Here is a 22,918-nt window from a genome sequence, read left to right as displayed (position 1 = left end):
CTGTCGGGCTTGCGCGCCCACGACGAGCAGATTGCCCAGCTCCGCGCCTCTCTGGCTGCCTCGCTCGCGGAAACGCAGGGCCTTAGCGCGGATGAGAAGGCTAAAGCCCAGGCCAAGATCGAAGATCTCCTGGCCTATCAAGCCGTCTCAAAAGACGAAACCGAGCGCCTGCGGGCGTCTACGAGTCGGCCGCCGCGCGCGTGTCGGCGACGGAAGCCGAGATCGCCGAGTTGCGCGAGAAATTGACCGCAATGGAGAAGACGCGGGGAGGCGCGAAGTGACGCTGTTGGTAGAAGTGGCCCCCGGCGAGCTGATCGACAAGATCACGATCCTCGAGATCAAGCTCCAGAAGATTGAGGACGAAGCGAAACTGGCCAACGTGCGGCGCGAGCACGCGCATCTGATGGAGACTTTCCGCGCCAACATCCCGGAAACACCGGAGCTCCGCGAGCTAATCGACGAGTTGCGTGCAGCAAATCAGAAAATATGGGATATCGAGGACGAGATCCGCGAGCTCGAGCGCAATAAGGACTTCGGCGACGCCTTCGTCGCGGTGGCGCGTTCAGTCTATCGGAGCAACGCGCCCGTGCTGCGACGAAGCGCAAGATCAACGAGCTGCTCGACAGCGTCATCATCGAAGAGAAGAGCTACGCAGAGTATTAGGCCGAGGCTCGATCTGTCGCAAGCGTCGAACATGTCGCCCTCGCTCACCAGAAACGCGGAACAAAAGTGCTCGACAGCTCCAGGCCTGGCAGCGGCGTCACCATTTTTCTGCGGCGGTCTCTCTGGCCTCCTTGTCGAGTTCTGCTTCCGCCAAAACCTTCTTCCGGCGATCTAAAGCACTATTCGCGGCCGGGAATTCTTGTTTCGGGGTCGGTCGCCCAAGGAACGTGCACAGCGGATCCCACCCGAGACCAGCGGTGAGATCGATCTCGAGAAAATCATCTCGTCCTTCAAAGTACGCTCGGGCTCCGTCAACACGCTGCCGCCACTCCGCCCGCCAACCGTCTTCGTCAACCTCCAAGAACTTGCCCGAATACGTGCCGGCGGTCTTGCGCTCCCGGTTGAGGAGAACGTGCTTGGTCCGACTTTGAATCCACGAGTCGATCGGACGAACCGTAAGAATGAACTTGCTGCCCGGGTACTGCTCATCGAGCAGTTCATAGTTGCGAGCCAGGATGTGAACGTCGCTAAACGCATCCAGTGTCGGATCAAGTCCCTCTAACAAGGGTCGTCCGTTCTTGAGAGCCTCAGCCACCAGATCAGTGACTGTCTGGCCGCCCCAGTGGAACGCGTTGAAGCCGAGGGCTCGCAACGCCTCGGTCAGCGATGTCGTACCGGTCTTGTTCATACCGATGCCGAATATCCGGGGTCGTCGCGGGTCAGGGGTTACTGGCATGCGCTTCCGCTTCCTCTCAACTCAGTCCGCGGGCACACGGCAGCACGTCGGGCATGTCCGGTTGGGAGATGAGGCCGACGAACGGCCACGTCAAGCCGAGCCGTGTGAGCCGATCTCGGACGTCCACCCCGAAGTCAGTCTTCGTCTTGGCTTTCCACTTGTAGAACGTCGCGCTGGCCACCCCATGCCTGCGGCAGACGTCGCTCGTTGTTGATCCGACTTCCTGCTCGCGCAGGAGCCCCATAATTTGCTCTTCCGTCAACCGTCTCGGCTTCATGCCCATCCCCCTCAAGGTGATGGACTCTAACAATTTTAGCGTCGCAGAAAAACGTTTGACCTGAGCCCCGGAATCTCTTCCCTTGGAAGGTCGGAAAGCGCATTCGCTGTCGCAGGCCTAGGTTCGGATGGCTCACGCAAGTTACAATTGCACTAATCCCATCGGGGTAATTGAGGCGGGGCTACAGAGGCGGAGGGCAAAGCAATGGTAGGGTTGCGTGAACACCTATCGAGCTGGGTTTCGTCCCAACATTTGTTTCTCGGGCTTATGATAATTGCGATCGGCGTGAATTTCCTTCAGTTCCGTCATATTGATAAAAGGACAGTTCACAACTATCAGGCTCTACGCGACTATAGGGCTCATAAGAGTGGAAACATTTTTGAGATTGGCACAGCTCGCAGTCAATCAGTTCGGTACCGCGTAGGGCCTTTCTACTATTTCGGCGTCATTAGTCCTAATTCCACGGTCATACTGCCTTCTCGACGCCTAAGCAGTTGGTTTGAACTCCACACCAGTTTGATTGGGTTCGGCAAAGCCAGAAAATTCTGCTTCGAGACTACGATCCCGTAACAGAATTTGAGGGGTCAAGTAACAGTGCCTACGAAGTCGACTTAAGCCACTATGCTCCTATGAACACGAGACTGATGGAGGAGCTAAAGGAGCGCCTTTCTGTATTCAGGCTATCCCCTGACGCGCGGACATTTGTAGTCCTGGCACCGAAGGGAGATCCGGGGCGTGTCAATCCGATACTTTTTGTTGACGTGCAACTGTTGGACGATGCGCTCCGAGAGGCGTTGGAACTGTGATTTATGAATTCTTGGTCGTTAGTGTCGTTTTCGTTGCGGGCGTGTTCTTTGTGGCCGCCTTGGGAATGCGCGGCCTGGGGATTGCTGCTCTCGGCTTCCTCGTCGGATCGTTTGTCCTTGTGGCCGTCGGTTTCCTGCTCGTAGTTTGTGGTCTGCCGACGAACCCGGTCTGGATGCTCGCAAGCACACTCTTTCTCTCTCTTGCTCTTTGGTTTGGAAGTCCGATCCGCGTTAAGCCGACGCAACAGGAGTGGATCTATCTAGCCTGCGCCTTTTCCGGATTAGCGCTCATAGTTTTCCTCGCCCATGAACTCAATCTGGTCAAATATCATATTGACAGCTTCAGGTACCTACTGGGCGCATGGCTGCTGGCGAACGACAATTATGATCTCGCCAATCTCAACCTCATCACCAAGCGCAATCTAGCTGTCCCTATCCTGCAGTCCCTGGGGCGACTTTACGATGATGGCTATGTCAGAACGATCTCACCCGCCTTGTCGGCGTCACTGCTGTTAGCGCTGTGGTGGTATCACTCAACTGGCACTCAGCCCGCGCAATCAAATCGACCTCAGGGAACGCCATCGCAAACCTATCGCTATGCCGTCGGCGTTGCGATGCTCTTGCTTCTTGTGTCAAACAATCGGTATGTCTTCCATTCGTTCTACGTGAACGGTCATCTTTTTTTCGGCATCTGCTTTGTAGCGATTACGGCATCAAGTTGGCTGCTGGCTACTAGGCCAAACATGCCAGGGCCGGCGCTGCTGGGACTCATTGCGGCCGCCATAATGGCCTTGACGGTGACGCGGCCAGAAGCGCCGCTTGCGATTATGCTTGCTATTGCGCCGCTATTGCTAAGCGACATGGTGACTTTGCGCAGCCGCGCCCTTGTGCTTGGCGTTTATGGTGCTTCGACCATAGTTTGGAGCAGCTTTGTAATCATGGCATTCGTGAAGGCTGGGGCGCAGGTTCCCGCATTTGCAATTGGTCCACTTGTTCTCGGGATAGCAGCTCTGGTTGCCATCCCTGTTCTAGCCTGGTCAAAGCTTACCGGCCACCGCCGCCAATTGCTGATTGCCGGGGAAGCTTTGTTGTGGCTGGCGTTGGCCGGTGCTGCGATCCTCAATCCGCAGATCTTAGTTGAGAGCCTCGCGGCCACATATGAGAACGTTGTGGGTGGTGCGGGAGCGTGGGGAGCTTCATTGGCATTCCTCGCTGCCCTTGTGCTGCTCGTCCTCATTCTGTGTAGGGACGACACCCTTGTGTACCTGCAGTTTCCGTTGACGGCCGTCATTCCACTTTTTCTGCTGCTCGCTTATTTTCGCGGTGGAGGCTATCGTGTGGGAGATGGCGACTCGCTCAACCGAATGCTGATTCAGGTTGTTCCTCTTGCTGCTCTTTATATCGCGGTAGCGGCAACCTCGCGTTGCTGGAGGGCTCCTGCGTTTCTTGCGCGAAGGACGGGGCTCAAAAATCATTCCTAACGGTAGTGTCGGGATCCTGCAGGATCCCTGAGTTCTGCCGCAAGGCTGCATTCGGCGCTGACTGGTGGTCACCGCACGGCCCTATGACAAACTCAGGCGAGGCACGCTCTAATCTTCAGAGAAATTGAGCTGAGCTCAATTCACTGCCGCAGTCGCGGGGGTCTTGAGCTCAAGGCCGGGGGCCACCCAATTCCTGTCGCCACAACTTCAGTCGAATATCCTCTAGCAGGCGCCTGTTTGCGGCGATGAGATCCGCAATAATCCCCGTGACCAGCAGAATGGCAGAGACTGCGACTAAGCTTCCGCCAAGAATGAGTGACTGCAAATGTCCTCCCCCGTCTCCCAGGGCATAGAAAACGAGAAATCGACAAATGGCGATTAGACCCGGCACTAAGACTATCAAACTCAGCATTCCGAAAAACCGAGCCGGCTTGTAAACAATGAAAATCCGGAGAATTGTGATCAGTGAGCGCCAGACGTAACGGGGAATCGATGAGATCAATCTCGATGGTCTCGTGGGGCCGTTTGTTTCCACTGGCACCCAAGTGATAGGAATGTTTTTACGCCCCGCCTGGATTATTGTCTCTAGTGTGTATGTATAAGCATTGAAGGCGTAAAGCTGCATTGCCGCCTCGCGATAAATCGCTCGGAAGCCGCTGGGCGCGTCGGGGATGTCAGTGTTGCTTGCTACGCGTACGACCCAGCTGCCTAGCCGCTGCAACCGCCGCTTTAACCACGAGAAATCTTCGGTCCTCTGAATCGGACGCGCCCCGACGACTATCTGTGCGGAGCCGTCCAAGATCGGACGCACAAGCTCCGAGATATATTCGGCACGATACTGATTATCAGCATCGGTGTTCACTATGGTGTGCGCCCCAAGCTTTAGACTGGCCTCGATGCCGGCTATAAAAGCCACCGCAAGGCCGCGCCTTGTGCCAAGGCTCACTATGTGGTCGACACCATGCGCCTTCGCTACCTGCACGGTGTTGTCAGTACAACCGTCGTCAATGACGAGCCACTCTACGACGTCATATCCCGGCACCTGACGCGGCAAACACGCCAGTGTAACGGGCAACGTCTCTGCTTCATTTAAGCAAGGGATCTGGATGATCAGCTTCTTCTTCTGTCCATCCGGCCGTGGTTCCACTGATTGCATTGGGTGAATGTTCTCGGGGGAGAAGTCCATTCGACGGTCTCTCAACAGTGGATGAGCGGGTTGGGTCAAAGCCTCAACCATTATATCCGCAAAGGCGGTTAGCACACGACTCAAACATCGAAGGTCGCTAGCCGCAATGCCGGGGCACCCCTAGGCTTGCAGTCGCTCACAGCGGCTGTCTTCCAGAATTTTTGGGCTCCAAGCCGTGGCTTGATCGCTGCAAGCGCCGCAAATGCGACGAGAGCACGGAAAAGTTGGCCGAATACCGATCCGGGTATGCTGTTTACGTTAGACGAGATTGGCCTTAGCATCACTCGATATAAGGACGGGCAGGGCACAACCCCCGATTTCACCTTATTTTTCAGAGACTACTTATGTCGAGTGCAGCATCTCAGCAGTGCCAGACTACGGCCGCACCCCCGCTCCGTAGCGCGAGCCGTTTACTCAAGGCTGCCAAATGGCTCGTGCTGGTTCTGCTGTTGGGTGCCTTTGCGGCATACCTCTGGGCCAACCAATCCGAATTTCAACGATTGCTCGATCTATCAGGCATCACAGTGCTTCAGGTCGTGATGGGGCGGGCCATAGCCTATCTGGCTCTTATAGGCGCCACCACCTATTGCCTGCGGCGCTATGCGCCCAACTTGAATAGCTTAGAGTTTGTGGCTGCTAGTTCGGCGGGAACCATTTTATCGCTACCTGGTGCGGCGCAGGCCGCAAAATCGGCCTATTTGAAAGGCCGACATGGAGTCGAAGTTCAAAGGTCTCTAGCCATCAGCGGGGTCATAGTCGTCGTTGCGTTGAGTACGGCTTCGCTGACTGCGCTCATTGGTCTCGCTTGGCTCGAGGCACATGGGATGGCCAACCTGCATCTCCTTTGGCTGCTGAGCGCATGCACATTGTTCGGCGCTAGTCTCATTCTCATTTTTGCTGGGAGGCTACCAAAGACTGGTCGTCTGCAACGCTTTTCCTATTTTCCAGAGACCTGGGCTCAAGTCGTGGGAGACCATCGGCGCATGTTGACTGTCGCCACGCTGCTATGCGTAAGGTCGCTATCAAGCTTCCTTGCCTTCGGCCTCCTGTTCGCGGCTTTGGCTAACGTGCCAAATGGCTCGTGGTCGGCGGCGTGGTGGATGCGCTTACCTTCGCGCTGCGGCTTGTCATGATTACCCCTGGCAATCTCGGGGTCTATGAATGGGTTGTTGCCCTCTTATCCAGCAGTGTTGGTTCGACGCTGGTAACTGGTCTCGTCTGTGCGGCAATCTACCGTGCTGCCGGGCTGCTGGTCACTGGCTCGGCAGGGCTGATTTCTGTTTTGCTGCTGGGGGGCTCACGTGATTATCGCAAGGAGAGTGTCAAATGAACGCCGTCAGTGATCGGAGTTTGCCATCGTTCTCGCTCGTTCTCGAGACCGTCAATCTAGAGTTAGCTGATGTAGACGATGTCCGCCGTAGCTTGGCGAGTCTAGCGCAGCAGGATCTTAGTCCCGAAGCGGCGAACGAGGTCGTCTTGGTCGAGAGTGGTGAGGTGCCGCAAGAGGTGCTGGCCACGCTTCGTAAGGACTTTCCCTGGTTAAGCTTGGTCAAGGTTCCGAACGAGACGGGGTATGAAGAGGCCAAAATGGCAGGCGTGAAGGAGACAACGGGCGAAATTATAGTTTTTTTTGACGCCGATTGCGAATACCAACCCGGTTGGTTACGGCATCTCATCGAGGGCTTGGCTGAAAGGCCGGACATCAGCGTCTTAGGTGGCGAGACAATGATCCATACCGACTCGGCGTGGGCCATTGCTTCGGCAGTTCTATTCAGCTTCGATTGGTACACGGACCGCGAGGAAATTTATGAAGCCGAGCGGTTTCACTTTAACAATGTCGCGTTCCGTCGCTCGGCACTTGAGCGCGTCCCGCCCCCGACAAACCTGCCGGTCTTCCGGTTGCCGACGACCTATTATGCGGCGCTCCTGCGCGAACATGGCTACCGCATTGCTCGACAGCCGCTGAGTCGCTGCCGTCATGAGTCGCCAAATGGATTGGCCCACTTTTTCTGGCGCTATATCGTGTTCGGCCTGGACGGCGTTTACACTCAGAAGCTGCCCTGGCCCGGTCGCTCTGGCGCGCACCATAACAGACCATCGCGCGGGTTTTTGTTTGGCCGAATGTTCTCAGTTGGAGCCGATCACCTGACAAAGGTTTCTCGCCGACTTGTACGCATTTTCGCCGAGGATCCCAGACGGCTAATCTATCTACCGGTAGTCCTCCCGCTGGTCATGACGGGAGCTATCCTGATGGTTTGCGGCTTCGTTAGCGGCGCATTCGCCCCGAAGCTCCTGCCTTCCATGATGCCCGATAGCGTAAAACGGGGAACAGCCTATGATACTAGCCGCGCCCCTGTATGAGACTGCTGGCAGAATTTTCACATCCTGCTCAAGTCCACAAATTCAAGCACGTGCTGCGCCGGCTGGAGTTGCGCGGCGCTACGGTAAAGGTGTTAAGCCGTGACAAGGACGTCATGCTTTCTCTGCTTGATGAACTCGGCTGTGACCACCTTTGCATCAGCCGCGCCCGGAAAGGCTATCTAGGCACATTATTCGAACTTCTCGTGCGGGAATGGCGGACGTTCATCGCCGTCTTGCGATTTCGTCCAACGCTCGTGCTGTCGGCGCACTCAGTCGCGATCACCCACGTCGCGTGGCTCATGCGCATCCCGTGCATTGTGCATGAGGACACCGAGTTCGCCACATTGCAGCAACGACTTTTCCTACCATTTGCCTCGAAAATCGTAACAACGACGTCCTATTATAAGGACTGGGGCCCCGCCAATTGCGCATTAACTCGCTGGAACCCCTTGCATACCTTCACCCATCTGAGTTCCAGCCTGATCCTTCTGTCCTCTCGAAATATGGCCTCTCGGCTGAGGAGCCGTATGTGGTGCTTCGGCTGATAGCCTGGCGTGCGCTGCACGACCACGGGGTTTCCGGTTTGAGGCCGGATGACGTTGCCAAGCTAAGCACTACCATTGGGGCAAGCGGCATAAAAAAAATCGTGCTCAGCTCGGAGAATGATCAAGGCAACACACCCTTGGTTGGGGCCATCAAAGTGGCGCCGCACGACCTGCACCATCTGCTCGCTTTCGCCCGGTTGTGCATCTCGGAAAGCATAACGGTTGCAGGTGAATCAGCGGTGCTTGGTGTGCCCACAGTCTTGGCGAATCCACTTGAGGCCGGACACACCCGCGAGCTTGAGCGCTACGGCTTAATCGAACGCATCCTCGACAAGGAGACGTTAGGCGAACGGGTCGGCGCAATATTGGCTGACGAAGGTATCATGAAAACCAAAGCACAGGCGCGAGCGCGCTTGCTCGCCGAGAAGGTCTCCTTCACTGACGCCTTTGAAGATTTGCTCATCAACTTGCACCGCCAATATGCTGGCGCCTATTGACATGAGTTAGGTGGGGATTTCGTTAAGCAACAGTGGCACGCCCAATGCCGCGATGCTAGAGACGCGCGTCCACCGCGATCGGTCTAACAGCACCATCGTCGAAGAGAAGAGTTACGCCGAGTATTAGGAGCCTTCGCGCTCATCCGTCAGCGATCGCCGGATATCGGCCCGAACCGTGTTGAGCGCGGCCAGTACGTGTCCGGGCCGTTTCCACGGGGCGTAGAGAAGAGACTTTCCCAGCGCACCGAGCCCTGCACCGAAACGACCCTTCCGGTAATAAGTGGCGGCGAGTTCGTATTGGACCGCGGAAAGCAGAATCCTCTTCTGAGAAGGTGAAAGTCCGTAGCGTCCCTCGCGGGCGTAGTCTGCGATCTTCCGAGCGGCGGCAACGAGCTTCGCTTCGTTGACGTGCGCGTAGCGGTCGTGATGCACATCGGCGAGTGTTTGGCGCAAGCCGTCGAACGGCGCATGCCTGGCGGCTTTTATCATCCAATCCCAGTCCTCCAACCGGCCCAGGGTCTCGTCCATCGGTCCAGTGGTCTCCCAAAGGGCGCGTTCCACCATCAAGGTGGTGCCGGGCGAGATGCGGCAGCCCCAGAGGATTTCGTCGAGGTCGCTAACTTTCGGCGGAAGCCGCCGGTCAAAAACGCCGTGCTCGCCAACCAACGCAAAGCCAGTGCAGGACATCCGGCGCTCTGTCTCCGCCTCCATGAAAGCGATCTGCTGCGCCAGCTTCTCGCTGCGCCACGTATCGTCGGAGTCCAGAAAGGCGAGATAGCGCCCCGTGGCGGCGCGGGCGCCGGTGTTGCGTGCCGCTGCGGCGCCGCGGTTGCGGCCGTGGTGAATGAGGCGGAAAACGATCTTATCCCGCGCCTCAGAAAGCGCGTCGGCGACACGCTCTGTCGAGCCGTCGTCAACCACGATCAGCTCGTAGTCCTGAAATGTCTGCGACAGAACGCTACTGACGGCCCGCCGCAGGACGTCCTGTCTGTTGAAGACCGGTATGACGATCGAGACGGCTGGCACGCGGGTTGGCTCCGAGCTGATCCCGCACCCTGCCTCGACGGCCCCCCGCCAAATCAACCTGGATGGACGTGCCGACCCTCTAATCTCCAGAAACACTGTATCTTTTCGCGATGGCGAGGCGCCGGCGAGGCTTGTATACAGGCCGCTACGGTTGGTTCGCGCTAGGCGGCAGGGCGCCCGGCGCCAGTGGAGAACGCCCATGGCGGCGAAGCGCCTACGCATCGCCATGTTCAGCACTATGATCAATGGTGGCGCGGGCTATGCAGCGCTTCGCGTGCATGATGCGTTGCGCCTCAGTGGCGCGGGCTCCACGCTCTATGTCGGCCAGGCCGAGCGCGGCAGGCACCCCGGCATCAGGCGACTGCGGGGCGCTGAGGAGGGGTGCCAGCCCAGGCGGGTTCCTGGCTTGACCATTTTCTCGGTGGACCCGCCCGGCATTCCGGACGCCGAGCTCGATGAAATCATCGCGCAGGCGGACATTTTCAATTTGCACTGGTTCGCGCGATTTCTCTCGGTGCGTAACGTCGAGCGCCTGTCCAGCAGCGGGAAACCCGTGATCATCACGGTCCGCGACATGAACCCACTCACCGGCGGCTGCCACTTCTTTCATGGCTGCGAGAATTGGAAGCGCGATTGCTTCCCGTGCCCGCAGTTTATTCCCGATACGCTGCCGCTTCCTGGTGCCACGCTGGATGCGAAGAGGACGCTTTGGAACTTAGAGAACATCACGGTCGTCGTGCTGAGCGACCACACCGCGTCGCTCATCGAATGCTCCCCGCTCTTTGGACAGTGCCGCATCGAGAAGATTCCCAACCCCATCGATGTTTCGATCTTTAAGCCCCATCGTCGGGAGGCCGCCCGCGCGGCGCTCGGCATTCCGCAAGACAAGCACGCGGTTGCCTACCTGCCCTCGTTCGGCAGTTCGGTGAAGGGGGGCTCGCAAGCCGTCGCCGCGCTTGAGCGTTTGGCCCGCGATGTTCCCGCAAAGGATTGCGTGGTCGTATGCGCAGGTGATCTCGAGAAGCCGCTACAGGTACCATTCGAGACGATCGAGGTGGGATTCATCGCCGACAAGCATCGCTTGGCGCAGTTCTATTCCGCGGCTGACGTCACCCTGATCCCGTCGACCGAGGAGACTTTCTCCAACACTGCGGCGGAATCGGTCGCATGCGGCACGCCGGTCGTCGGCTTCCGTGTCGGCGCCATCCCGGAGATCGCGCAAGGCGCGCGAGGGCGCGCGGTCGCGGTGAACGACATTGAGGCCCTCGCAGGCGGCTTGCGCACCATGCTTTCCCGCTCGCAAGACAGGCCGGAGGAGCTTCACCGCTATGTGGCGGAAACCTTTGCCGCGAGTGCGATCGGTCCTCGATATTTGGCCCTGTTCGAGGAACTCCACGGGACCGCCCAAACTCAAACGGTATCGGCTCAGGTTGAGCGGCAAAACGCTCCAGCAGTTCACCGTTTCGACCAGCTGCTAGCCGATTATCGCGTGGTGAGGTTCGATGAGCTCCGCAAGGAGCGAGGCGCCCGAAGGCGTGAGACGCGCGGCCTGCGCGGGCGCTTGAGGCTCATGCTGCGAGTAATTCGCATGTTCTTCGCCGACAACGAAGATTTTAGGCGCCAATTGCGGAGCCTGCTGGAGGGTCGGCGCTGACCGGATCTGTTGCCTTTACAGGTCCGTTCCATGGGGTAGAGAAGGCCTCTGGACTTCGCGGTCGAGAGAGCTGAAGGCCAGACTTTTACGCGTTGCGAGTACGATCAGCATGAAGCCCTCCGACAAATCCTCCTCTAGCGTGCCATCGGATCCGCAGGGCGTTCAGAACCGCGTGCGGGGCGCTATGTCCGCGATGCTGCCGTTCTACCGGCGCCTCCTGCCGACGGAGGTGCGGGCTCTCATCCCCGAGGGTCTGCGGCGCGCTGCCAAATGGGCGCTCGGGATCAAGGATCCGATCGTCCGGGTGCAGGAGTTGCGGGTTCGCCTCAACGATCTTGGGTTCACTGAGCGCGCGCTCGAAGACTTGACCAGCATGTCCGAGAGCGATGAGCCGGTGGAGCGTCAGCTCGCAATTTGGGATCTCGCCGTGTGGCATGCCAACCGCCGCTCGGCGGAGGGCTCCGCGGCTGCACTTGAGCTTCTCGATCGGGGTCTCGATGACGTGGCGCATCCAGAGCTAAGGCGGCGGGAGGCGATCCTGCGGGCGGAGTGTCATGCGACGCTGGGAGAGGTCGACGCGGGGCGTCGAGTGATCGAGGAGGTTCTCCGCGTCACGCAGCATCCAGACCTTCACCTCGCGGCGGCCAACCTGCAGCAGGCCCCCGATGACCGGCAGCGACACATCAATGGCGCGCTGGCGCTTTTCAATCTACCCCATGTGTCGCTAAGGCCCAAAACGGGAGAACCGCTCTACGACTGTCTGACCGTGACCGAGACGCTGCCCCCGGCTCACGGCGCGAAGGTCAGCGTCATCGTGCCGGCCTACAACGCGGCCGACCACATCGGCACGGCGCTTCAATGTCTGATCGATCAAACTTGGCGGAACGTTGAGGTGCTGGTGGTCGACGACCTCAGTACCGACGACACAGCCGCGGTCGTCTCGGAGTTCTCGAGGCGCGAGCCGCGCATCAAGCTCATCCGGGCGGAGGCGAACCGAGGTAGCTACGTCGCGCGCAATATCGCTTTGAGTGAGGCCTCCGGAGAGTTCGTGACGACGCACGACGCCGACGACTGGTCTCACCCTCGGAAGCTTGAGATCCAGGCGCGGTACCTGCAAGCCCATCCCAAGGTCATGGCCAACATGTCCCAGCAGGCGCGCGCCACGAGCGAGCTTGTCTTTCACCGCCGCGGCAACCCGGGGCACTATCTGTTCGACAACATGTCGTCGCTGATGTTCCGGCGGGAACCGGTGCTGCAGAAGCTCGGCTACTGGGACTCGGTACGCTTCGGCGCCGACTCGGAGTTTATCGAGCGAATCCGCGTGAGCTTGGGACGCAACTCAGTAGTAAGCTTAGCACAAGCTGGCCCCCTGTCGTTCCAGCGGCAGTCCGAGAGCTCTTTAACCGGAAGCAGCGTCTTCGGCTTCCATGGTTTCTTCATGGGCGCGCGGCTTGCGTACCACCAAGCCTCGCGTCGCTATCACCGCTCGCGGAAGCGGCTCTTCTACGAGTTCCCCCAAAAGAAGCGCCCCTTCGCCATTCCGGAGCCGATGCAGCCTTTCAGGGAGATCTCCAAGGGCGAGCGGCGGCACTTCGATGTGGTGATCGCCTCGGACTTCCGGATTCCGGGGCGGATCAAGGCGCGTAACCTCCAGCATATAGAGCAAGCCATCAACCGAGGAATCCGGATCGGTCTAATCCAAACGGCATGCTACGATTTCGATCCCACAACCCAGGTTCTTCCCGAGTTCCGCAACCTGGAAGACCGGGGCGAAGTCCAGTTCCTCGTCGCCGGCGAGCACGTGGTCTGCGACCAGGTGGTGGTCCCGCACCCTCCTGTCCTCGAGAAGTTCCAACGCTTCATGCCGGCGGTGGAAGCCGGAGCCGTTCATGTTCTCGTCGAGGAGATTCCCCCGAACCTTTCGGACCTGAGGCGCTGGAGGGTTGGTTGGCGGCATGCGAGGCAAACGCGTCGCGGTATTTTGGTCGTTCCATCACCTGGTTCTCCGGAGACCCGCGCTTGCCCCGAGTTAGCTGGCTAGGGCGCCGAGGGTAACGGGTTTTGAGAAGTCGCCCGGGTCTTGCCGTGCCCCCGAAACTTCGCTAGGGGACTCGAGGCAAGGGAGACGGGGATTGAGGGGCGATGCGTGCGTTCAGGGACTATTGGGATCTGCCTTCAGTTATTTTCCTTGCGATCCTTATTGCGGGTGCCGCTGCCCGCTTCTACTTCGCCGACGTCAATTCATACTGGCTCGACGAGCATTACTCGGTCGTGGTCTACGGCATCGCCCATGATTCCGTGTCCGATGCATCCACAGGCTGACCCGCTCGATACATCCGCCGCTTTATCAGTTCATCCTATACAACTGGATGGTGGTTTTCGGAGACAGCGAGGTCGCGACGCGCTCGCTGTCCAATCTCTACATTGTCGGCGCGACCTGTGCCTCTATCTCGCAGTCCGGAGGGTCTACGGCGCGTGGCTCGGCGTCATCGTAGCGCTCTCGTTCACGCTGATGTTCACGCCGACCTATTACGGCATGGAGACGCGCTCCTACGCGCAGAGCATCTTCCTGTCTTCACTGTCGACGCTCTGTCTCGTCTATGCGCTGCCTCGGATCGCCGAGAAGTCGTGGCGTGCCCTGCTCAAGGATGGATGGTTCTACGCGTTACTGGCAGCGAACACGGCGCTGCTCATGACGCACTACTACAACGCGATGTTCCTAGCAGCGCAAGGCGTCTTCCTCATCATCTATCTCCTGTACCGCAGTGAACGGCCGTTCGACGCGATCGCCAAGACATTCGCGGTGGGCGTCGTGCCCGTGATCGTGCTCCTGCTCGTTTGGGGGCCGGTGATGATGAAGGTCTACGGCAAACATTCCGACGGCTACACGGTGGATGGTATGCCCAAGCTTCCTTGGGAGACCCTATCGGCGACGGTGATACAGCCGAACTTCGGGAGCTACTATACCTATTATGCCGTCGTTCTCCTGATCGCATTGGTGACAATCACGACCTTGGTAAGGGTCGTGCGACGCACGGACGGCGAGACACTCTTCACGTTATGGTTCATACTGGCCGCGCTTACGCCGGTACTCTTCGCCTTCCTCCTCTTTCTCTTCTCGGGGCACGAACGCTATAGCGACCGCTACTTCGCTTTTTCGGTTGGCCCGTTGTCTGTCCTCGTAGTCATCGGTATTTACCAGATCATGATGCTGTTGAGCCGCATGGTGCCGGTGTTGAGCCGTGCGGCGCTGTTCGCAACGGCGGTGTTCGCGGTCTACTTAGTCTATCCCGGCGGCTCTTATGGCCTGGAGAAGCCCAAGGCCGACTGGCGTGGCATCGCCGAGGCCATTGTGGAACGCATCAATCGCGAACCAGACAAGAAATTCGTGGTCTACGAAACCACGTTTAAAAAGTACCCCACTCTTAATTACTACTTGAGCAGGTTCTCCAACGACATCCGTGTCCACGAGATCTTACAGCGCCGTTTTGAGAGGAAGAAGGAGCCGATCTCAATCGCGGTGCCAAACGCCGACTATGCGATTGTGGCCTTTACCCACCAGAAGACTGAAGACTTTCCTAGGACGCTCGAGGCTTTCGATCGCGATATGACGCTTCAGGAGAAGCACTTCAACTCATGGAGTCACGGTTATCTCGTCTACTCGATCCATTGAAAAAAGCGCTGTTCCGAGGGCGGCGAAAGCCAACCCGAGAGAAGGCCAGTCGACTCCCACGGTCATTCTCGGCTACAGAAGAAGGCAGGCTGCAGAGGTCTCGTAGATCTCCTAGCCGGGGGTGGAGATGACCGGGTTGGGCGTTCAGACAAAGCCGCATTCCGCGCGCGAGAAAACCGCCAAAAGCATCTCGGTGGTCATACCGGTTTTCAATGAGCGGGAATCGCTGCTCTCCTTAAAGGAAGCTTTGCGGAGCGTTGCCCAGGACTCGCCTGAGATCGGATCGCTGCGAATCATATTCATCGACGACGGTAGCACCGACGGCTCTTGGCAAATCATCGCCGACATGGCGAAGGATGATCCGGAGATTACCAGTATCCGGCTGCGCCGCAACTTCGGCAAGGCGGCCGCACTGGACATCGGCGTCCGCGAAGCCGCGACAGACGTTATTATCACGATGGACGCGGACCTGCAGGACGATCCTAAGGAAATTCCGAAGTTCCTGGCCAAGCTCGACGAAGGCTACGATGTCGTGTCGGGTTGGAAAGAGGCCCGCAAGGACAACGCCGAAAAGACGCTTCCCTCTAAGGTCTTCAACTCCGTGACTTCGCGGCTTACGGGCGTGAAGCTGAGAGACATGAACTGCGGCTTCAAGGCTTATCGTCGCGAGGTCTTCGAATCAATCGCGCTCTATGGCGAGCTTCACCGCTACATTCCCGTCCTGGCAGACTCTGTCGGATACCGGATCGGCGAAATTCCGGTGAGGCACCACGCCCGCAAGTTCGGCGTCTCCAAGTACGGCTTCAAGCGCTACTCACGCGGATTCCTCGACCTTCTGACCACTCTGATGATTACACGTTACGACCGCCGCCCGGGACACCTTTTCGGAGGCGCCGGGCTGTTGCTTTCATTCATCGGCGCCGTCGTACTGACCTATCTCACGATCATTAAAATCGCGTTCGGCGAATCCATCGGCGAGCGGCCTCTGCTGCTTCTGGGCGTGTTGCTCGTTATCGTGGGTGGCCAGCTGTTGCTGTTCGGCATGCTGTCCGAACTGATCATTCACCGAACAGAGCCTCTCAACACTCGGGCCATCGTAGCCGAAGTGGTGGGTGACCCGAAGCGTTAGTACGAACGGTGCCGAATCGTATCGCCTCTCTCGCCCTGTCGGGCCCACGCCATGAACAAGTTCAGATCTGCTGCCTATGCGTTTCTTGAACAGCACGCAGCGCTCATCGTCGTGCTCTTTTTGGGTTTCGTGCTGCGCAGCTATTTGGCGCCGTGGCGTCCCTATTGGTATGACGAGTTCATATCGGTTTACCTCGATGGTTCTAATCACGATACCGTTTTCGATGCTATCCTCTCGCTGGCGTACAGCTCGATCCATCCGCCGCTGTACCAATTCATTCTATATAACTGGATGGATTTGTTCGGGACGAGCGAACTTGCGACGCGCTCGCTGTCCAACGTCTACGTCGTAGGGGCGACCCTTTGCCTCTACCTCTTCTCCTACAAAGTCTATGGGAAGCGCGTGGCGCTCGGTTCCGCCATCATCTTCACGGTGATGTATTTCCCGATGCGATACGGCTTGGAGGCACGTTCATACGCCCAGACCCTATTTCTGACGTGTCTCTCCTCGCTGCTCCTCTATCGCTACGTCACCAAGCTGCCGAGGCCGTGCAGCTGGCGAGGGCTTCTCAATCGAAGGTTGGTGTGGCTGACGCTGGCGAACGCTGGCCTAATCATGACGCACTACTACAACGTCTTCTTCCTAGGCGCGCAGGGTCTCTTTCTTCTGATCTATCTTCTTACGATTAAGCCGCATTTGAGCGCCATTGCCGAGACCGCAAAGGCTGCGTTGATTAGTGTTGTTCCGGTGGTCTTGCTTCTCTTTAGCTGGGGCTGGGCAATGGCGTATCGCTACGCTCAGTTTGAGGAGCGCGGTACCTACAGCGCAGATTTCCCTTCAGCTGACCCGTGGACAATTTTCTCTGACTACGTGATAGACCGACATTTGGCGGGGCAGACCTCGGCGCCCTAGCGCCAGTAGCCGTGGCGGCAGTGTTGATCCTTCTGACAATCCAGGGCGTGTGGGCCGTCTATCGATACGATGGACGGGGCGCTGAGGACCGTGGCTACTTCACACTCTACGTTGTCATCTGGGCCTTTGTGCCCTGTGTCATGGCATTCTTGCTGTTTCTTGTGGCTCACGCAGAAAGATACAGCGCGCGATATTTCATTTTCTGTGCGCCACCCCTCGCTGTCATGACGCTGCTTGCTGTGGAGAACATCTTTCTGTCTGCCAAAAAGCTTCTCTCAAAGATTAAGGCGCTTGATCCGGCACGTCACTACGTCCGGTATTCGTTGATTTACGCCATCGTCGTGGCCCTCGCGATAGCGGCTCCAGGGGGTCGCCAAGCTGCATCTCTGATCAACGAAGATTATCGCGGTATAGCTCAGCTCGTGGTGAATACGGTTCGCGGAAATCCAAGCGAAAGCTATGTCCTGTATGAAGCCAATCATACTGGCACGCTCAACTACTATTTGCCGAAGATGAGCAAGGGAGGGGTGAGGGTCGAGGACAAGATACGGCCATCTTACGAGAAGTTGTCCGCGCAAAAGTTTCGAGAAAAGATCGACGAGATCGATGGCCACGACTTTTTGATTGTAGCCTTCACGCATAAGCGGCTCAAAAGTTACCCAAGGACTGTGCGCCGGCTAGATGAGCTTTATACGAGGCACATTACGCAGCTTGATCGAAGGGGCCGCGGGATCATCGTTTGGGACACGAGGAAGTAAGCAGCTACCGCTTGCTGGACCATCGGCTCTCGAGAATCATCCCGCGAACACCAAGCATAGCGATCTTCCGGCGCGCCACTGACTTGAGATAGCCGCGCCGGTCCCGTTGCGCCTTGACAATTTGAGACACGAAACCGACGGCGCGATCGGCCAGAAGGGCCGCGACATAGGATTTGTTTATCGCGGCCTCCGGCTGGGTGCGATCATAGCGAGGCGCTCCATAGGCTTGCCGCATATACTTTCTATGAGGCTGAGTTGGCGTGGCGAGAGCTGCGTGCGCCAGAGGTCGATGCGATCCGGGTCCGGCGGCTTGTCGAGAAGCGCGTGAGCTTGGCTGTACCAGGATCCGTACTCGCGCATCTCGTTGCCCTTCGGAGCCGCCATCCCCGCCTCGTACTCGATGCCGAGATGCCCGCATACCTTCCTGAGCACCGGTTCAGGGTCTCGTACCAGATCCTCATACCGAACGAGAAGGACATCGTCGGGAAAGCGGTCCTGCAGATCAAAGCCTGCGGTTACGTCCTTCAACCACCGCAACGCCGCGAAGAAAGCGTTGCTCCGATGCACGTCTGAGCGGATCAGCGATGATACGACAGCCCGCGGGTCCCGCACGACATTGACAAACTTGGCGTGCGGCCATGCCCTCTTGAGGAGGGCGCCGTATCGCACGAAGCGCGGTGTTTTCTGTCCCCAGATTGTCTTGCCGACCTTGGCGAGATATAGATCGTGCAACTTCTCGATCGCCTCGCGGGCGTCCCCGGCTTCGGTGAGATCGCTGGCGCGGACATCCACGCCCCATTCTTCTAGCTCGTACTCTCGGACCAGCATCGCGAACAGCCGTCTGCGATCGATGTTCTGCGAGGCGCGTAGGTAGTCGACGATGAACAGAGACTCCAAAGGGATGGCGACTTGAGAGTGACGATTGAGCATGGTGCGCAGCAGCGTGGTTCCCGATCGCCCGCAGCCGACGACGAAGAAGGGCGAAACCGCAGAGCTACGCTTATCTCGGGAGGGCGTCAGGTCTCATGACTCCGAATGATGCGATGGCTTCACAGGAACCGGAACGAAGCGTTGCACGAGCCAGCCCATTGCGGCAAAGAGAAGATCGCCCAAGGTGGTGGCGACCCGGAAGGCCAACGCAAGAAGGGTTGCCTCTGCGACAGGTATCGTTAATGCCACCAAGGCAGCCATCATGATCGCCTCGCGGACCCCCAACCCGGCTGTCGCCCCGGGGGTGATGTAGCCCAAAGTCCAGGCAGCCGCCCACACAGCAATGGCACCGCTAGGGCAAGCTCGCCAGAACCGAGCACAGGCATCGCGAGCCACCAAAGAGCCGCGCCTCCGACCACGCGGGCGCCAATATGCAGAAGCAGCGCTGCGATGCTTGCTTGGAGAACCTGCGCCCGGAAGAAAGGGCTGAGGAAGCTCTGCAGGGTCTCTCTTCGTCCAAGGAGGAGGGCTGCCATCCCCGCGCCGACGACCAAGGCCAGAGAGCCAACCACCAAAAGGAGAAGGCTGGTGCTGCTGCTCAAGTCCGCCACTGCATTGCGCACCAGCGGCGCGCCGAAAAGTAGCGCCACGAGCGTGGAGGCGATCAGGATCAGCACCACCTCTGTGAGAAAGCCCCACGCCGCAGCCCTGTGGTCGACGCCACGTTGGCGGAGCATGAAGTACCGCCCGATATGGTGGACCACGTTTGATGGGACATATTTATAGATCTGCGAGATCGCGTAGATGCAGAAGCCTTCGCGCCAGGAGATAGGAATCTGCGAAATGCTCATGATCACGAGGTACCATGCTGCGAATATGAGGCAGAGACAAACGGTGAAAATCGCGGCAGAGGCGAAAATTCCAGCCAGGACCGCAGGATCCCGCCATGCGTCCGTCTCCAAAAAGTCGGAGGTCGATATGCTCCAGCCGATGAGGGCGAGAGCGAGCGCCGTGATCGCCCAGCCGATGAAGCGCAGGCGCTGCTCTATCAGGAGCTTATCCTTCACAGCCAAGCCCTCGAGAGCGTGTGAACCCAAGGCCGCATTGTTTTCAGTTTGACTTGCTGCTGCCCGACGCCAAAGGCGGTCGGGGCATGGTTAGCATCGAGCCCCCTCGAACGCCAGAAGGCCGCTCTGGACGGGACGAACCTTAGGGCCTAAGAGAGCGCCACGGTGACCAAGCGCAAGGGGGATTACCGCCTTCAGGGCGGTACGCCGCGCGGCGCGACCTGCAGAACAGAACGAGGCGGCCCCTCGGGAACGCGACATGGACGCAGCCGCATACAGGGACTATCAGCGCGAAAGCGAGAGTTGGCTCAAGAAGGGGCGCCGGAATCTGCTGAGCTCAATGGTGCGGCAGTCCGGAGGCGGCCGCAAAGATCTCAAGCTCCTGGAGGTGGGAGCCGGCGTAGGCCAGAATGTGCCCGCCTTGCTGGAGTTTGGCCAAGTCGATGTCGTTGAAATCAGCGACGTCGGCCTGGAGGCGCTCAGGAAAATCGGCGGGATCAGGCACGTCATGGGCGATCCCATCCCGTTCGATCTCAAAGAGACCTACGACGTTATCGTCGCCATGGATGTGGTGGAGCACATCGAGGACGACAGAGAAGCCTTGAACTGGATGGCTCAGCACCTGAAGCCCGGCGGCTTTCTCTTTGCCACGGTGCCGGCCTACCAATGGCTCTTCTCGGAGCATGACGTCGCTCTGCACCATTTTCGGCGCTACACCGCCCGTCAGCTCAAGCGCGCGTTTCCCCCCTCGGTCGAGGTCGTGCGATGCGGCTACTTCAATTCCGTCCTCTTTCCCGTCGCCGCCTCGGTTCGCCTCAGCAAGAAAGTCGTGCGCCGAAGCTCCAAGGAGCGGCCGGCTCGCAAGCAAAGCGGTCTGATGCCGCGACCGGTGAATGCACTCTTTCAAAGCGTTCTCGATTCTGAGGTGTGGGCCATACGGAAGGGTCTCGATCTTCCTTTCGGTCTCTCCGTATACTGCCTTGCGAAACGGCCGCCTGGGCAATTTTGACCTTTGGGAGGAGCCGCATACCGCAGCCGCCAGAGCCACGTCGCCAGCTTCCCGCAAATAGTCTGATGAACTACGGTGAGCCAAAGCTTCCGATGTTCCAAAATGGCCTCACACCATCGTGAGGATGAAACAGTGGCTTCGCTTCGTAAGCAGTCTCCGGACGCCCGGTAGGACTGAGATCCCCGATCCGATCGCGAGCCGCAAACCAGATCGGTAGGAAGCGATCCTGGTCAAAGGCATCATTTTGTGGGAATGGCCAGCGGCTCTGCCTGAAACCAAGGAACCAGCGGACACCTCTCTTAAGGCTGCCGCCCCTAGGAGGGTTGTAAGTCCAAAAATTGACGTTCCACCGCATCGCGAGCTCAGAAAGATTGATCCAACTTTGGAGATTGAAGCAACAATAATGCTGCGTCGTTTTGCGTTGGAGTTCGTGGGGCTGTGAGCCGTCAGCCGCGAAGTGAGACCCTATCCTTGACTGTGCTCGGGCGAGCGTCTCGTACAGCGTCTCTTTTCGGCCCAAGAAAGAAGCGATTGCGGCTACCTGCAAGTCATAACAGGTACCATGGTTATTCTTCGCCGCTCGTTCCTTCCTACCTTGCTTGGAGTCCATGAGCCAAGACAGATAAGCGTCTAGCCACGCAGAGAATGCCTCGACCTCTCTCCGGCTGATACTTCCTGCACGGTCAAGGATCCGAACCGCATCGAGGTAGAAGTACAAGTCCTTCATCTCGATAATGCCTGACGAGTATCCAAGATTGCTATTGTATCCGGCACGAACCTGGCTATAGACCAAGTGCGGGTTCATGCGACTCTCTTCGGCTATAAAAAACCTCCTGAAAATATTGCCGGCGTGGTCAGCGAAGACCTGATTGCCGGTGAGCTGCCACGCCATTGCTAGAACAAATGAGTCATCGAAGACACGCTGGAGGCGGCTCCGGTCATATTTGTCGCTCTCAGGCTCGAACAAGCTCGTACCGGGTATTCTCTCACCATCCCTTCGGACGTAGGGGAGACCGTCGGGGGTATCGGGGTTTGGCCACCAGTAGGGGGCCGGATGCCAGTAGTCTTGCGCACACCCACTCGGCGGGAGGGTCGTCTTGTCGACCACTGAATACGGTCCACGACTTAAGGCCTGCTCAGCCGTTTGCTGTATTAGGTCAATCAAGTGTGAAATTTTAGGGTCTGAAGATCGCCTTTCCTGATCCAAGACCAATTCTCTGACGCTTACCAACGTCTCTTTCGATGTTCCGGCAACTGACGCATCAAGGGCATGAAGAGTTGAGAGAATGGCGCTTGTGTGCGCTAAACTACGCTGCTCCCTGTCCTCAATCTCCTGATCTGCCACCCCTGAGGATAGGCGAGCAACCCAGCCGGCGACTCCGAATTGTCGTGCCTCTTCGGACAGAGTTCGACGCTGTTGATCCCACGCATCATCCTTATAGTGGTCCCACTCGCCAGCGACCTGAAGCCGCCAAAATAGCTCGACGTTTGAGTGTCTCCCGTAAGTAAAGTCTTCATCAAAACTTTCAGCGGCATCCTTCCGGAACACGAGCTGCGGCTCTTCACTCTGGTTACACTCGACCCGCTCCGAGAGGAGATCCTCGTTCGAGGCAACGCGTGTCATGGGCACCACAAAGTATTTTAGGTAGGGCTTGTGCTGTACGTCTGACATGAACTGACGCCAGCCTTGATTCGTAAAGAAGCAGGTCCCGTCAAATGGGAGAACCCATTTTGCTAGTCCGCGCCCCTCGCGCAGAACTGAGTTTTTGGCTCCGTTGTTATGAATGACGTAGTTGGCCTTCGAGCGATGGAGACTCATCAGCAAGCGCTGGCGTTCGGACACGCTCAAGAGATCCATCGTTGGGCCAGTCAAGAGCTCTGGTTCTGGCAGAGATTGGAGGTCAAAACCGATCCTCGCGTACTCCGAGCGATCGAATGGTACGACCGTGTAGGTCGCTCCGAATCTTTCTAGCAGAGCGACTATTTTCTGCTCCTCTTCTTGGTCAAAGATTCTGTAGACCAAGTAGCGCTTTTGGCAATTTGGAAGCGCCTCTTCGTGTTCAAGAATGAACTGAAGATTTGTTCGCGACTGTCCGGCTACAGGTGGATACAGATCGACTCCAACGATCCGGTAGAGGACGAAGGTATCTCGTACTGCCTGTAGCCCACTCTCTCTAGACTCCCGCTTGAGAGCGCGCACCTCGCTAA

The 22,918-nt window shown here is 58.0% G+C and carries 23 protein-coding genes; 16 read left to right on the top strand and 7 right to left on the bottom strand.

What is annotated here, in order from left to right:
* A partial coding sequence (locus AUC71_RS20475) for a hypothetical protein (protein ID WP_204376766.1) occupies nucleotides 1–246 on the top strand: 246 nt, incomplete at its 5' end.
* A gap of 31 nt (nucleotides 247–277) precedes the next feature.
* On the top strand, nucleotides 278–838 hold the full coding sequence (locus tag AUC71_RS18260) for a DUF6165 family protein (RefSeq protein WP_244501013.1): 561 nt from the start codon (nucleotides 278–280) through the stop codon (nucleotides 836–838).
* Here AUC71_RS18260 and AUC71_RS16215 read toward each other — a convergent pair.
* Together AUC71_RS16215 and AUC71_RS22090 are read right to left on the bottom strand one after the other, a co-directional pair.
* Entirely contained in the window at nucleotides 761–1,399 is a 639-nt protein-coding gene (locus AUC71_RS16215; RefSeq protein ID WP_280139334.1) for a sulfotransferase, read from the bottom strand. The two genes, AUC71_RS18260 and AUC71_RS16215, sit on opposite strands and share 78 nt — an antisense overlap.
* Nucleotides 1,400–1,415: 16 nt before the next feature.
* On the bottom strand, nucleotides 1,416–1,676 hold the full coding sequence (locus tag AUC71_RS22090; RefSeq protein ID WP_069625092.1) for a transposase: 261 nt from the start codon (nucleotides 1,674–1,676) through the stop codon (nucleotides 1,416–1,418).
* Nucleotides 1,677–2,478: 802 nt separating this feature from the next.
* On the opposite strand from AUC71_RS22090, the gene AUC71_RS16205 reads away from it, so the two are divergent.
* Nucleotides 2,479–3,963 carry a hypothetical protein gene (locus AUC71_RS16205; RefSeq protein WP_069625086.1) on the top strand — a complete coding sequence of 495 codons (1,485 nt, stop codon included), beginning with the start codon at nucleotides 2,479–2,481 and terminating at the stop codon, nucleotides 3,961–3,963.
* Nucleotides 3,964–4,132: 169 nt separating this feature from the next.
* Here the strand turns inward: AUC71_RS16205 and AUC71_RS16200 are convergent, their stop codons facing one another.
* Entirely contained in the window at nucleotides 4,133–5,149 is a 1,017-nt protein-coding gene (locus tag AUC71_RS16200; RefSeq protein ID WP_244501012.1) for a glycosyltransferase family 2 protein, read from the bottom strand.
* Between the two features lie 434 nt (nucleotides 5,150–5,583).
* Here AUC71_RS16200 and AUC71_RS16195 point away from each other — a divergent pair, with 434 nt between their 5' ends.
* From AUC71_RS16195 to AUC71_RS16180, 5 genes are read left to right on the top strand one after another with little or no spacing between them, the layout of a single operon-like run.
* Nucleotides 5,584–6,282, top strand: coding sequence for a hypothetical protein (locus AUC71_RS16195; protein ID WP_141701781.1), 699 nt, complete (start codon nucleotides 5,584–5,586; stop codon nucleotides 6,280–6,282).
* Complete coding sequence (locus tag AUC71_RS18995; RefSeq protein WP_141701780.1) at nucleotides 6,231–6,479, top strand: hypothetical protein; 249 nt, start codon at nucleotides 6,231–6,233, stop codon at nucleotides 6,477–6,479. The genes AUC71_RS16195 and AUC71_RS18995 overlap by 52 nt, the downstream gene beginning before the upstream one ends.
* Complete coding sequence (locus tag AUC71_RS16190; RefSeq protein WP_069625084.1) at nucleotides 6,476–7,510, top strand: glycosyltransferase family 2 protein; 1,035 nt, start codon at nucleotides 6,476–6,478, stop codon at nucleotides 7,508–7,510. The genes AUC71_RS18995 and AUC71_RS16190 overlap by 4 nt, the downstream gene beginning before the upstream one ends.
* Entirely contained in the window at nucleotides 7,507–8,055 is a 549-nt protein-coding gene (locus tag AUC71_RS16185; RefSeq protein WP_141701779.1) for a DUF354 domain-containing protein, read from the top strand. The genes AUC71_RS16190 and AUC71_RS16185 overlap by 4 nt, the downstream gene beginning before the upstream one ends.
* Nucleotides 8,040–8,552, top strand: a complete 513-nt coding sequence (locus AUC71_RS16180; protein WP_069625082.1) for a hypothetical protein — start codon at nucleotides 8,040–8,042, stop codon at nucleotides 8,550–8,552. The genes AUC71_RS16185 and AUC71_RS16180 overlap by 16 nt, the downstream gene beginning before the upstream one ends.
* A gap of 123 nt (nucleotides 8,553–8,675) precedes the next feature.
* Here the strand turns inward: AUC71_RS16180 and AUC71_RS16175 are convergent, their stop codons facing one another.
* Entirely contained in the window at nucleotides 8,676–9,578 is a 903-nt protein-coding gene (locus AUC71_RS16175) for a glycosyltransferase family 2 protein (RefSeq protein WP_069625081.1), read from the bottom strand.
* A gap of 199 nt (nucleotides 9,579–9,777) precedes the next feature.
* Here AUC71_RS16175 and AUC71_RS16170 point away from each other — a divergent pair, with 199 nt between their 5' ends.
* The 7 genes from AUC71_RS16170 (at nucleotide 9,778) to AUC71_RS16140 (ending at nucleotide 17,704) form a co-directional block, all read left to right on the top strand.
* Nucleotides 9,778–11,232: a glycosyltransferase gene (locus AUC71_RS16170; RefSeq protein WP_158007903.1), complete on the top strand. Its 1,455-nt coding sequence runs from the start codon at nucleotides 9,778–9,780 to the stop codon at nucleotides 11,230–11,232.
* Between the two features lie 172 nt (nucleotides 11,233–11,404).
* Nucleotides 11,405–13,273 carry a glycosyltransferase family 2 protein gene (locus AUC71_RS16165; protein WP_158007902.1) on the top strand — a complete coding sequence of 623 codons (1,869 nt, stop codon included), beginning with the start codon at nucleotides 11,405–11,407 and terminating at the stop codon, nucleotides 13,271–13,273.
* A gap of 101 nt (nucleotides 13,274–13,374) precedes the next feature.
* Nucleotides 13,375–13,554, top strand: a complete 180-nt coding sequence (locus AUC71_RS16160) for a hypothetical protein (RefSeq protein ID WP_069625078.1) — start codon at nucleotides 13,375–13,377, stop codon at nucleotides 13,552–13,554.
* A 190-nt stretch (nucleotides 13,555–13,744) separates the two neighbouring features.
* A complete protein-coding gene (locus AUC71_RS16155; RefSeq protein WP_069625077.1) occupies nucleotides 13,745–14,905 on the top strand; it encodes a hypothetical protein in 1,161 nt (386 codons plus the stop codon).
* Between the two features lie 127 nt (nucleotides 14,906–15,032).
* A complete protein-coding gene (locus AUC71_RS16150; protein ID WP_069625076.1) occupies nucleotides 15,033–16,034 on the top strand; it encodes a glycosyltransferase family 2 protein in 1,002 nt (333 codons plus the stop codon).
* Between the two features lie 51 nt (nucleotides 16,035–16,085).
* On the top strand, nucleotides 16,086–16,946 hold the full coding sequence (locus AUC71_RS16145; protein ID WP_069625075.1) for a glycosyltransferase family 39 protein: 861 nt from the start codon (nucleotides 16,086–16,088) through the stop codon (nucleotides 16,944–16,946).
* A gap of 11 nt (nucleotides 16,947–16,957) precedes the next feature.
* Nucleotides 16,958–17,704, top strand: coding sequence for a hypothetical protein (locus AUC71_RS16140; RefSeq protein ID WP_069625074.1), 747 nt, complete (start codon nucleotides 16,958–16,960; stop codon nucleotides 17,702–17,704).
* 177 nt (nucleotides 17,705–17,881) lie between these two features.
* Here the strand turns inward: AUC71_RS16140 and AUC71_RS16130 are convergent, their stop codons facing one another.
* Nucleotides 17,882–18,724 (bottom strand): sulfotransferase family protein, encoded by an 843-nt coding sequence (locus tag AUC71_RS16130; RefSeq protein WP_083238528.1) that lies wholly within the window; start codon nucleotides 18,722–18,724, stop codon nucleotides 17,882–17,884.
* Nucleotides 18,725–18,894: 170 nt separating this feature from the next.
* Nucleotides 18,895–19,701 (bottom strand): hypothetical protein, encoded by an 807-nt coding sequence (locus AUC71_RS16125; RefSeq protein ID WP_069625071.1) that lies wholly within the window; start codon nucleotides 19,699–19,701, stop codon nucleotides 18,895–18,897.
* Nucleotides 19,702–19,960: 259 nt separating this feature from the next.
* Between AUC71_RS16125 and AUC71_RS16120 the strand changes: the two genes are divergently transcribed.
* Nucleotides 19,961–20,710 (top strand): class I SAM-dependent methyltransferase, encoded by a 750-nt coding sequence (locus AUC71_RS16120; protein ID WP_069625070.1) that lies wholly within the window; start codon nucleotides 19,961–19,963, stop codon nucleotides 20,708–20,710.
* 70 nt (nucleotides 20,711–20,780) lie between these two features.
* Here AUC71_RS16120 and AUC71_RS16115 read toward each other — a convergent pair whose 3' ends face one another.
* Entirely contained in the window at nucleotides 20,781–22,910 is a 2,130-nt protein-coding gene (locus AUC71_RS16115; protein WP_069625090.1) for an alginate lyase family protein, read from the bottom strand.
* Between the last annotated feature and the right edge of the window lie 8 nt (nucleotides 22,911–22,918).

This window comes from Methyloceanibacter marginalis (assembly GCF_001723295.1).
GTDB lineage: Bacteria > Pseudomonadota > Alphaproteobacteria > Rhizobiales > Methyloligellaceae > Methyloceanibacter > Methyloceanibacter marginalis.
This window is presented reverse-complemented; position numbering and strand designations above follow the sequence as displayed.

Bases quoted from the DNA above. Each gene is read 5' to 3' on its own strand.
- AUC71_RS16215 (WP_280139334.1), bottom strand. From the start codon at position 1,399: ATGCCAGTAACCCCTGACCCGCGACGACCCCGGATATTCGGCATCGGT.
- AUC71_RS22090 (WP_069625092.1), bottom strand. From the start codon at position 1,676: ATGAAGCCGAGACGGTTGACGGAAGAGCAAATTATGGGGCTCCTGCGC.
- AUC71_RS16200 (WP_244501012.1), bottom strand. From the start codon at position 5,149: ATGGACTTCTCCCCCGAGAACATTCACCCAATGCAATCAGTGGAACCA.
- AUC71_RS16190 (WP_069625084.1), top strand. From the start codon at position 6,476: ATGAACGCCGTCAGTGATCGGAGTTTGCCATCGTTCTCGCTCGTTCTC.
- AUC71_RS16185 (WP_141701779.1), top strand. From the start codon at position 7,507: ATGAGACTGCTGGCAGAATTTTCACATCCTGCTCAAGTCCACAAATTC.
- AUC71_RS16170 (WP_158007903.1), top strand. From the start codon at position 9,778: ATGGCGGCGAAGCGCCTACGCATCGCCATGTTCAGCACTATGATCAAT.
- AUC71_RS16160 (WP_069625078.1), top strand. From the start codon at position 13,375: ATGCGTGCGTTCAGGGACTATTGGGATCTGCCTTCAGTTATTTTCCTT.
- AUC71_RS16155 (WP_069625077.1), top strand. From the start codon at position 13,745: ATGTTCACGCCGACCTATTACGGCATGGAGACGCGCTCCTACGCGCAG.
- AUC71_RS16150 (WP_069625076.1), top strand. From the start codon at position 15,033: ATGACCGGGTTGGGCGTTCAGACAAAGCCGCATTCCGCGCGCGAGAAA.
- AUC71_RS16145 (WP_069625075.1), top strand. From the start codon at position 16,086: ATGAACAAGTTCAGATCTGCTGCCTATGCGTTTCTTGAACAGCACGCA.
- AUC71_RS16120 (WP_069625070.1), top strand. From the start codon at position 19,961: ATGGACGCAGCCGCATACAGGGACTATCAGCGCGAAAGCGAGAGTTGG.